This is a genomic window from Paracoccus sp. (in: a-proteobacteria) (assembly GCF_046462195.1).
Classification (GTDB): Bacteria; Pseudomonadota; Alphaproteobacteria; order Rhodobacterales; family Rhodobacteraceae; genus Paracoccus.
In genome coordinates this window covers 1-9,274 of record NZ_JBKGUN010000040.1, presented here as the reverse complement: position 1 = coordinate 9,274, position 9,274 = coordinate 1, and the positions used below count along the sequence as shown (strand labels likewise).

Sequence of the window (9,274 nt, the reverse complement as noted above, 5' to 3'; positions counted from 1 at the left end):
GTCGACAAGAGGGTGAAATACTGATGGCCGCCGCCTCGACACTGACAGAACCCGGTTTTCGCAAGATCTTGTTCCAGCGGCCTTCGACCGTAGTCGCACTGGTCGTTTTCATCGGCATCGTCGCCGCGTGTTTTTTGCTGCCCCTACTGGGCATCACTGAAATCGGCGGAATGTCCGTGCGCAACCGGTTGACGCCGCCGGGGACCGAGTACCTGCTGGGTGCCGATGCTTTTGGCCGTGATCTGCTGGGGCGATTGCTGGTCGCGGGGCAGACCTCTCTGGGGATCGGACTGGGAGTCGCGGTGCTGTCATCGATTGCCGGCATCACCATTGGCCTGCTGGCTGGCTTCTTCCGGCGGTTGGACACGCCGCTGTCGCGGCTGATCGACGCGATGATGGCCTTTCCCGATATTCTACTGGCGCTGTCGCTGGTCGCAATCTTCGGCGGCACGATGGTCAATGTTGTCCTTGCGCTGTCGGTCGTCTATGCGCCCCGCATTGCTCGGATCGTCCGCGCCTCGACCCTGGTAATCCGCGAGCTGCCATACGTTGAGGCCGCACGCGCCTTAGGCACGCTTACACCAACCATCATGGTGACGCATGTGCTGCGCAACATCATGTCGCCGATCCTGGTGCAGGCCACGTTCATCTTCGCCTATGCGATGCTGGCCGAAGCTGGACTGTCCTTCCTCGGCGTAGGCGTCGATCCGCGCACGCCTACTTGGGGCATCATGGTGAACGAAGGCCGTCAGTTCATCGACAACGCCTTCTTTATGATCCTGTTTCCGGGCATCGCCATCGCCCTGTCGGTCTTGTCGCTGCAGATCGTTGGCGACGGGCTGCGCGACGCCCTTGATCCCAAACTGGCTAAGGAGAGCTGAGATGGCCCTGACGCTGACAAACTTCACCCCTGCGGGCCTGGACGCAAACCCATCCCGCATCTTCGTGGACGATGAAGGAAGGGTGGCCCCGGCGCCAGTCGAAGGGGCCCGCGTCGTCGATCTGGCTGGAGCGTACTTGTCGCCCGGCTGGTGCGACCTGCATGTCCATGTCTGGTTTGGAGGAACCGATATTTCAGTCCGGGCGTCCGAGGCTGGGCGACCTACCGGCGTGACCGCGATGGCCGATGCCGGATCGGCTGGCGAGGCCAGCTTTCACGGACTGCGTGAATACGTGATCGATCCCGCATCGGAAACAATCCGCGCCTTTCTGAACATCGGCTCGATCGGGCTGGTGGCCTGTAACCGGGTGCCGGAACTGGCAGACTGGCGTTCGATCGACATCGACCGGACGCTGGCCGTGATCGAGGCGAACCGGGACGTGATCTGCGGCATCAAGGTGCGAGCCTCGGGCGTCATCGTGGGCAGTTGGGGCATCACTCCCGCCAAGATCGCCAAACGCGTTGCCGAAATGACCAACCTGCCGTTGATGGTTCATGTTGGCGAGCCACCCCCCTTGATCGACGAGGTCTTCGACATCCTGACCCCAGGGGACATCGTCACGCATTGCTTTAACGGCAAGCCGGCAGGCTCGATCCGAGATACTGCCGCGCTGTTTCGGCAGGCGACGGATCTGGCCGGACGGGGGATCTTGATGGATATTGGGCACGGCGGTGCCTCGTTCAACTTCAAGACTGCTCGGGATTCGATCTCAGACGGGCTGCGGCCATTCTCGATCTCGACTGATCTTCACCAGCATTCGATGGCGAAACCCGTTTATGACATGTCAACCACGCTGGCCAAGCTCCTGGCCGTGGGCTTGCCCTTCGACGACTGCATTCACGCGGTAACCCATGCGCCCCGATCCGTTCTAGGTCTATCAGGCCGTGACGGGGCGACGCCTGGAATGCGGGCCGATTTCACAGCTTTTGACTTGAACAACGCGCAGATCGACGTCGAGGACAGTCAGGGCAACCACATGGTGTTGGACCGCATGTTCGAACCCCGTTTGACGGTCCTCGGCTGTGACGTGCAGCCGGCTGCGCGGCGGCTGCCGCCAGGAAGCTGAGGATGAGCGCGATGTCCAGGTCCGCGGAAACGATCCTTTCGGTCAAAGGGCTCAGCGTCGCCTTTGGCCGGGGCCCTTCAGCGGTGACGGCGCTGCGCGATGTCAGCTTTTCCTTGGCTCGCGGGCGGACGCTGGCACTGGTGGGCGAAAGCGGGTCGGGCAAATCAGTGACGTCGCTGGCACTGATGGGGCTGTTGCCGCCATCGGGCCGCATCCTGTCGGGGCAGCTGCTATTCACCGGGCGGTCGGGGCAGGTGACCGACCTGGCAACGCTGAACGCTTCCGGGTTTCGCAAACTGCGCGGCCCCGGCATCTCGATGATCTTCCAGGAGCCGATGTCGTCTCTGAACCCGCTGTTCACCATCGGTGACCAGATCGGAGAGATGCTGTTGCTGCACGAAACGCTGACCTTCGAGGCGCGCCGCAAACGCGTCATCGAGATGCTGGAGCTGGTCGAAATCCCAGGCGCCGCCGCCCGCGTCGATACCTATCCGCACCAGCTGTCGGGCGGCATGCGGCAGCGGGTGATGATTGCGATGGGGCTGATCTGTCACCCTGCATTGCTGATCGCCGACGAGCCAACAACCGCGCTGGACGTCACCATCCAGGCCCAGATCCTGGACCTGATGCGACGCCTGCAGAAGGACCTGGGCATGTCTATCCTGTTCATCACCCATGACATGGGCGTTGTGGCTGAAATGGCCGATGACGTTGCCGTCATGTATTCAGGGGCCGTGGTGGAGCAGGCAAGCGTCACAGACTTGTTCGACGAGACCCGCCATCCTTATACCCAAGGGTTGTTGTCATCGATCCCGCGGGCAGGCTTGGGCCCCGAAAATCGATTGGTGCCAATCGCGGGGACTGCGCCGCCCTTGACTCGCTTGCCGCCCGGATGCGCCTTTGCGCCACGCTGTCCCCATGCGCGGCCGGCCTGCCAGCAACCAGTTGTCTTGGACGAAAAGGCGCCGGGTCACTTGTCGGCCTGCATTTTTGACGTGGCGGGGGCGGCATGAGCAGTCCGTTGCTGCAGATCCGCAACCTGACCAAGCGCTTCGACACGGGTGCAGGCGTGGTCCATGCGCTGGAGGATGTCAGCTTCGACATTCCGCGAGGGTCGATCACCGGGCTGGTGGGCGAAAGCGGGTCGGGCAAGACGACCTTGGGCCGCAGCCTGTTGCGCCTGATCGAGCCGAGCAGTGGCCAGATCGTCTTCGACGGCATCGATATCGCGACCCTGCCAGCTGCCAAGATGCGCGACATGCGTCGGCGGATGCAGATCATCTTCCAAGACCCGATGTCCTCGCTGAACCCGCGCTTGAAGGTCGGCGACCTCATCGCGGAGGGGCTGCGCGCCTTCGGGATCGGCACCCGTGCCGAGCGTCGAGACCGCGTCGCTGCATTGCTGGAAGAAGTGGGCCTGAGCCCCGATCACATGGGAAGATATCCGCATGCCTTCTCGGGTGGGCAGCGCCAGCGCATCGGGATCGCGCGGGCCTTGGCAGTCGAGCCGGACTTCATCGTCGCTGACGAAAGCGTTTCGGCGCTCGATGTGTCCATTCAGGCGCAGGTGCTGAACCTGCTGCTTGACCTGCAGGCGCGGCGGAACCTCACCATGCTGTTCATCGCCCATGATCTCTCGGTCGTGAACTATCTCTGCGATCAGGTGGCGGTTCTGTATCTGGGCCGCCTGATGGAGGTCGGCCCGGCCGCAACCATCGGTCGTGCCCCAGCCCACCCCTACACGCAAGCACTTAATTCCGCCATTCCGCAGCCAGACCCGCGCGCGCTGCGCAACCGGACCCTGCTGCAGGGTGACATTCCAAGCCCTCTGGCTCCACCTTCGGGCTGCGTCTTCCGCACCCGATGCCCGCATGCGGCGCCGTTCTGCGCAGATGGTCGACCCGCCCCCTACCAAGTCGATCGCAGTCACCAAAGCTATTGCAAGAGAACCGAGGAACTTCATGGATATCACGGCGTCGCCACCCTCTCCTGAAACGCGCTTGGCGACCTTGGGCATCGTCCTGCCCAGTGCCGCCCCCAGCCCAATCGGGTCATTCCGCAATGTCCGGTGCTCGGGCAACATGATCTATGTGTCGGGGCAGGGGCCCGTGCGTGACGACGGCACCCTGATCCGCGGCAAGGTTGGCGAGGACGTCACCCCCGACGAGGCGCGAGATCACGCCCGGCTGGTGGCGATAAACATCATGGCAGCGTTGCGTGACCACCTGGGTTCACTGGATCGGGTGGGCGGCGTGGTCAAGCTGCTCGGCATGGTCAACGCCGGACCGAACTTCGAACGTCATCCTTACGTGATCGATGGCGCATCGGACCTTCTGGCAGAGGTCTTTGGCGAAGCGGGCATTCACGCCCGCTCGGCCTTCGGAGTGGGCTCGCTGCCCAACCGGATCAGTGTTGAGATCGAAGCGATTTTCGAGGCTGCGCCAAGCGGAGATCAGCGGTGAAGCAAGCCCAAGGCCCGCTCGACCGAGCGTGCGGCCTCCCGTACCTCATGCGCGACAAGGTCGAACTTGTCGCGCACGCGGTGCTTGGGCATGACCACGGACAGGGTCAACTGACAGGTGCCATCCTGCCCCCGTACGGGGGCCGCAATACAAGCCACCTGATCCTCGGACGTGTCAATCTGCACCGACAGCCCCTCCAGAAAGTCCCGGCGCGACAACTCGGCCAGAACCTGAGGGTCCGTCTCGGCCAGCCCGGTATTCGACGGGCGGGCATGAGCCCGGAAAACAGCGATCCGCGCGTCGTCGGGCAAATGCCCGATCAGCAGCCGCCCCGAGGCGGTCCAGTTCAGCGGCACCCGCGTGCCGACATCAGAGGTGACGCGAAAGGGACCCGTGCTCTCGGCCATGGCCACCACCTGCATCATGCCCTCGTCCCGGGTGCAGATCTGCACCATCTCGCCCACGCGTTCGTTCAGGGCAAACATCGCCCGCTCCGCCTCGCCGAAGGCGCTCATTCGAGCGCGGTAGGCCAAGCCATAGCGCATCAGGCGCGGTCCCAGCCAGGCCCGGCCATCGGCGCCGCGCGACAGCATGTTCCGCTCAGTCAATTCATCGATCAGCTTGTAGACTGTGGAAGGCGGGGCGCCTGTCACCTTGGCCAGATCGTAAGCCGTCATCGGCTGATGCCGCTCGGTCAGGATGTCGAGGATCTGCAGTGACCGGTCAATGCCGCTCGTGCGGCTGCGCGGCCGGACGACCGTGTCGCTGTCACTATTCTGGCTCAGGCTGCTCGCATCTTCGGTCATGGCATCTTCCATTGCTCGGCCGGCACTTACGTAACTATGGAATAACCTGCAACAAGGAAAAACACAGCACATGATCAAGAACACTCAGCACCCGATCGACTGGTCATGGCACGACGCGCAGGGCTTCGGCCGCATGATCAACGTCTCCGGGACAATGACCTCGCTTGGCGGCTCGATTGCATCGGTGCGCGTCGCGCAGGCCACGGCAGAAGCGATGCCGCGCTTTGCACGCATCCATGAGATGCAGGCAAGAGCGTCTGACGTGATCGCCCGTTTGACCGGCGCAGAGGCGGGTTTTGTGACCGCCTCGGCCAGCGCCGGCATGACGTTGGCGATCGCTGGCTGCATCACAGGCATGGATCCCGCCCGCGTCGAGGCGCTGCCAGAAGCCCCGGGTCCCAAGAATGGCGTGGCCGTCCAAATGGGTCATCTCTGCGAATATGGGGCTCCGGTCTCACAAGCGATCGCGCTGGCAGGCGGGAGGACCCGTACCGTGGGGCAGTCGACTTCGGTCAAGGACTACCAGCTCGAAGCGGCATTGGATGAAACCTGCGCTGCGGCTCTTTATGTCGTGTCGCATCATGTCGTCGATTACGGGATGATCCCGCTGGAGACGTTTGTACAGATTGCTCATTCGCGGGGCGTACCAGTAATCGTCGATGCCGCATCGGAATACGACCTGACTGGCTTCCTGGCGGCAGGCGCGGATCTTGTCATCTATTCAGGGCACAAGTTTCTGGGTGGCCCGACTTCGGGGATCGTGGCTGGCAGACGGGATCTTGTGCGGGCCGGCTATCTTCAGAACATCGGCATCGGTCGGGGAATGAAGATCGGCAAGGAAAGCATCGCCGGGGTCATTGCAGCCATGGAGCAGTGGATGGAACGGGATCACGTTGCGGTTCGCGCGGAGGAAACGCGTGCTCTGGATCTGTGGCAGGGCGCGCTGGAAGGATTGCCTGGTGTGACGCCGATGCGTATCCCCGACCCCACGAACAACCCGCTGGAACGGCTGCAGGTCTGGATCGACCCTGGTAGAGCTGGGGCCACTGCGGCCCAGTTTGCCGAACTGTGTGGGCGGCAGGATCCCCCGCTGATCGTGCGTGGCCATGAAGTCGAGAAGGGATATTTTCAGCTAGACCCCTGCAATCTGATGCCCGGTCAAGCAGAACTGGTTCGCGACCTCCTGATCTCTGTCTTGCAAGACGGCGCGGGTGCGGCCCAGATCGATACGCGGCTGGCCTTGGCCAATGCCCGCAATGGCGGCACGCAAAGCTACCTGGATTGGTTGGTGCCTTGAGTAATGTCACATCGGGTTCCTCTTTGGACGCGCAAAGGCAAGACGCCATCCAGAAGGCAGACAGTCCTCAGCGGGCCTTGATGCGGTTGTCCGACTGGTTGAAAGGATTGTGCCGGGAAACTTGCTTCCGGCAACCTTCTCAGGCCGATCGGGCGCCATCATCTTCCACAGTGACGGTAAATCGGCGCTCGCAAAGGGACGAGGGCATGGGCGTCTCTGTGCTCCGCCTTCAAGACCGCGCGCTTCAGTATTACCGATATCTGCAGCTCACCGCCGCCGTCCGACCGCCGACAACCTTGTCGTGGACGGGGGGCAGTGGCGACGACAAAAGAGCATGAACATGAAGGTTTACATATTTCCCGACGCAGAGACCGCAAGCGCTGAGACGGCACGCCGGATCGTGGAGAAAATCACGGCCAATCCCTTCATCGTGCTGGGCTTGGCAACCGGAGGCACGATGGAGCCAGTCTATGAGCACCTGCGCAGAAGTCTCGTACACAGGCCTGCAACGTTCACCAGTTTCAACCTTGATGAATATGTCGGTTTGTCCCCTACCCATCCGCAGAGCTACGCTTATTACATGAAGACCCGTCTGTTCGATGCTGTGCAACTGCCAGCAGCGCAGGCCCATCTTCCTCACGGTCATGCTCCCGATCCCATAGCAGAAGCGTCTCGCTACGAGGCCGCTATCGCAGCCGCGGGCGGGATAGACCTGCAGGTGCTGGGGCTGGGTGTAAACGGGCATATTGGGTTCAATGAACCCCCCTCGTCACCAACCTCCCGGACCCGGGTCACGACTTTGGCAAGCCAGACCGTGAGCGACAATTCCCGTTATTTTGACTCCCTGGATCTCGTGCCGCGACAGGCAATTACCATGGGCATCGGTACCATCCTTAATGCGCGAGAAATCCTCATGTTGGCCACAGGGGAGGGCAAGCGCGACGCAGTTGTTCGAACAATCGAGGGGCCGCTCTCTCCAGCCTGTCCGGCATCAGCGCTCCAGTTGCATGGTAATTGTACGATACTGATCGACGAGGCCGCTGCAGCGGGCCTCAAGCTGCGTGACAACTGCTATGAAACCGCCGGTCGGAGAGCGTTATCAGACCCTTAGGGGCGTTCAACGTCATAAAGTGCAAAGTTCACCTGAACCACCTCGCCATACTCTGCCATGAGTCCTCTTAGACCATTGATCGCCCGCGTTCGTTGCCGGATCATGCGGTTTGACAGGACGATACCGCCAGCCGGTCGACCTGGACCGACCTGCCGTTGTCCAGCACCCCGACTTCGACCGAGTCCATGCTGCTCTCGATGGGACAGCCGATGCTGTCCTCGGCGATGCCCAATTTGGCCAGCAGGGCGCGCTGACCCTCGGCAGTGGCGCCGCCATGGCTTCCTGCTGCCGGCACGACGACGGGATGCGCCGCGCGCGGCAGGTGGGTGTCGGCAACCAGGCCGACGTAAGCGGGAACAGCGGGTCGGCCGCTCATGACTGGGCCGTGATCGGCGGATCGCCGGTCAGATTGTGGTTGCTCATCATTCGTCCTTCAGATCAGAAGATGGGGATTGGAACGCTGTCCAAGGCGGATGTCTGCACGGCGGCTTTGTATCGGTGCGCGGGCGGTATTAAGAAGAAGCGCGCCGTTGTTACGGACAGGGGAGGGTAGTACTGTGACCAGCAACCGATTTCGGGCCGGGCTTATGGCAGGCAGGCGGATGGCCGGACTGTGGCTGTCGCTGGATTCGCCGGCCGTCACTGAAATGGCCGCCGACAGTGGGGCCGATTGGGTCTTGATCGACATGGAGCATGCACCCACCGCGCTCTCGGGCATTCCCGACCACCTGCGCGCCACCCGCGGCGCATTGGCCGAACCCATCGTGCGCGTCCCGGTGGCCGAACCGGTTGTTGTGAAGCGATTGCTGGACATGGGCGCACGCTGCCTGATGTTTCCGATGATCGAAAATGCTGAGGATGCAGCCCGCGCCGTCAGCTTCACGCGCTACCCACCGCAGGGGATGCGCGGACTGTCGCTGACCACCCGTGCCAACGGCTATGGACGTCAGGCCGATTACCTGGACTGCTGCACGCAAGACCTGTTCCTGATCGTTCAGGTCGAGACTCCACAGGCAGTCCGTGCCATCCCCGAGATTGCCCAGGTGCAGGGCGTCGATGCAATCTTCATTGGCCCGGCAGATCTGTCGGCTGCGATGGGTTATCCGGGTGGGCCGAACGCGCCAGAAGTCCAGTCCCTCATTGACGAGGCCTGCGCGATGGCCCGGGCAGCGGCTATCCCGATCGGTATCCTGGGATTTGGGGAGGATCTGGCGCGCGGCTACTTTGCGCGCGGCGTGAGCTTCGTGGCTGTCGCCGGGGATAGCTGGCTTCTGGCGCGGCAGATGGATGCGGTCTTGGCCGGTGTGCGATCGCCACTGCAAGACTGACATGGGCACGGGCATCACACGCGGCTGCCCTTGTCCTTGACGCGGCGGCGGGCGCGCAGAAAGCTGCCTAAACCGTTACGAGCGGACAAGACGCCATCGTTTCACAGCTGCAGCAATCTCCCGCCAAGCATGGGATTGGGCTAGCAACGCCGGATAAGCTGCTGCGCGACAAGGACACAGTCGCGCTCGCCGTCTTCCGCAGCATCACGGTTTCGCTCAACCCTCAGGGCCTGATAAACCCCATCCTGAACGACTAGTATACC

Annotated in this window: 11 protein-coding genes; 9 read left to right on the top strand and 2 right to left on the bottom strand. The window is 62.5% G+C overall.

Going from position 1 to position 9,274, the window contains the following annotated elements; translation table 11 throughout:
• The 5 genes from ACLHHB_RS02805 to ACLHHB_RS02785 all read left to right on the top strand — a co-directional run.
• The coding region (locus tag ACLHHB_RS02805; RefSeq protein ID WP_410216763.1) for an ABC transporter permease at window positions 1–881 on the top strand (881 nt) is incomplete at its 5' end.
• Window position 882: 1 nt separating this feature from the next.
• Entirely contained in the window at window positions 883–2,007 is a 1,125-nt protein-coding gene (locus tag ACLHHB_RS02800; RefSeq protein WP_410216762.1) for an amidohydrolase family protein, read from the top strand.
• A gap of 11 nt (window positions 2,008–2,018) precedes the next feature.
• Window positions 2,019–3,020 carry an ABC transporter ATP-binding protein gene (locus ACLHHB_RS02795; protein WP_410216761.1) on the top strand — a complete coding sequence of 334 codons (1,002 nt, stop codon included), beginning with the start codon at window positions 2,019–2,021 and terminating at the stop codon, window positions 3,018–3,020.
• The gene (locus tag ACLHHB_RS02790; RefSeq protein ID WP_410216760.1) at window positions 3,017–4,000 is read left to right on the top strand and encodes an ABC transporter ATP-binding protein; all 984 of its coding nucleotides are present in this window, start codon (window positions 3,017–3,019) and stop codon (window positions 3,998–4,000) included. Before ACLHHB_RS02795 ends, ACLHHB_RS02790 begins: the two co-directional genes overlap by 4 nt.
• A complete protein-coding gene (locus tag ACLHHB_RS02785) occupies window positions 3,969–4,469 on the top strand; it encodes a RidA family protein (protein ID WP_410216759.1) in 501 nt (166 codons plus the stop codon). Before ACLHHB_RS02790 ends, ACLHHB_RS02785 begins: the two co-directional genes overlap by 32 nt.
• Here the strand turns inward: ACLHHB_RS02785 and ACLHHB_RS02780 are convergent.
• Window positions 4,460–5,275 carry an IclR family transcriptional regulator gene (locus ACLHHB_RS02780; RefSeq protein ID WP_410216758.1) on the bottom strand — a complete coding sequence of 272 codons (816 nt, stop codon included), beginning with the start codon at window positions 5,273–5,275 and terminating at the stop codon, window positions 4,460–4,462. The two genes, ACLHHB_RS02785 and ACLHHB_RS02780, sit on opposite strands and share 10 nt — an antisense overlap.
• Window positions 5,276–5,345: 70 nt before the next feature.
• Between ACLHHB_RS02780 and ACLHHB_RS02775 the strand changes: the two genes are divergently transcribed.
• The gene (locus tag ACLHHB_RS02775; RefSeq protein ID WP_410216757.1) at window positions 5,346–6,572 is read left to right on the top strand and encodes an aminotransferase class V-fold PLP-dependent enzyme; all 1,227 of its coding nucleotides are present in this window, start codon (window positions 5,346–5,348) and stop codon (window positions 6,570–6,572) included.
• 340 nt (window positions 6,573–6,912) lie between these two features.
• Window positions 6,913–7,683, top strand: coding sequence for a glucosamine-6-phosphate deaminase (gene nagB / locus ACLHHB_RS02770; protein ID WP_410216756.1), 771 nt, complete (start codon window positions 6,913–6,915; stop codon window positions 7,681–7,683).
• A gap of 100 nt (window positions 7,684–7,783) precedes the next feature.
• Here nagB and ACLHHB_RS02765 read toward each other — a convergent pair whose 3' ends face one another.
• Window positions 7,784–8,059, bottom strand: a complete 276-nt coding sequence (locus ACLHHB_RS02765; protein ID WP_410216755.1) for a hypothetical protein — start codon at window positions 8,057–8,059, stop codon at window positions 7,784–7,786.
• 226 nt (window positions 8,060–8,285) lie between these two features.
• Between ACLHHB_RS02765 and ACLHHB_RS02760 the strand changes: the two genes are divergently transcribed.
• Window positions 8,286–9,011, top strand: a complete 726-nt coding sequence (locus ACLHHB_RS02760) for an HpcH/HpaI aldolase family protein (RefSeq protein ID WP_410216754.1) — start codon at window positions 8,286–8,288, stop codon at window positions 9,009–9,011.
• A gap of 95 nt (window positions 9,012–9,106) precedes the next feature.
• Window positions 9,107–9,268, top strand: a complete 162-nt coding sequence (locus ACLHHB_RS02755) for an FAD-linked oxidase C-terminal domain-containing protein (RefSeq protein WP_410216764.1) — start codon at window positions 9,107–9,109, stop codon at window positions 9,266–9,268.
• The last annotated feature ends 6 nt before the right edge of the window (window positions 9,269–9,274 follow it).

What these genes read in the sequence shown, in the direction of transcription:
- ACLHHB_RS02800 (WP_410216762.1), top strand. Translation starts at nt 883, where the DNA reads ATGGCCCTGACGCTGACAAACTTCACCCCTGCGGGCCTGGACGCAAAC.
- ACLHHB_RS02795 (WP_410216761.1), top strand. Translation starts at nt 2,019, where the DNA reads ATGTCCAGGTCCGCGGAAACGATCCTTTCGGTCAAAGGGCTCAGCGTC.
- ACLHHB_RS02790 (WP_410216760.1), top strand. Translation starts at nt 3,017, where the DNA reads ATGAGCAGTCCGTTGCTGCAGATCCGCAACCTGACCAAGCGCTTCGAC.
- ACLHHB_RS02785 (WP_410216759.1), top strand. Translation starts at nt 3,969, where the DNA reads ATGGATATCACGGCGTCGCCACCCTCTCCTGAAACGCGCTTGGCGACC.
- ACLHHB_RS02780 (WP_410216758.1), bottom strand. Translation starts at nt 5,275, where the DNA reads ATGACCGAAGATGCGAGCAGCCTGAGCCAGAATAGTGACAGCGACACG.
- ACLHHB_RS02775 (WP_410216757.1), top strand. Translation starts at nt 5,346, where the DNA reads ATGATCAAGAACACTCAGCACCCGATCGACTGGTCATGGCACGACGCG.
- nagB (WP_410216756.1), top strand. Translation starts at nt 6,913, where the DNA reads ATGAAGGTTTACATATTTCCCGACGCAGAGACCGCAAGCGCTGAGACG.
- ACLHHB_RS02765 (WP_410216755.1), bottom strand. Translation starts at nt 8,059, where the DNA reads ATGAGCGGCCGACCCGCTGTTCCCGCTTACGTCGGCCTGGTTGCCGAC.
- ACLHHB_RS02760 (WP_410216754.1), top strand. Translation starts at nt 8,286, where the DNA reads ATGGCCGGACTGTGGCTGTCGCTGGATTCGCCGGCCGTCACTGAAATG.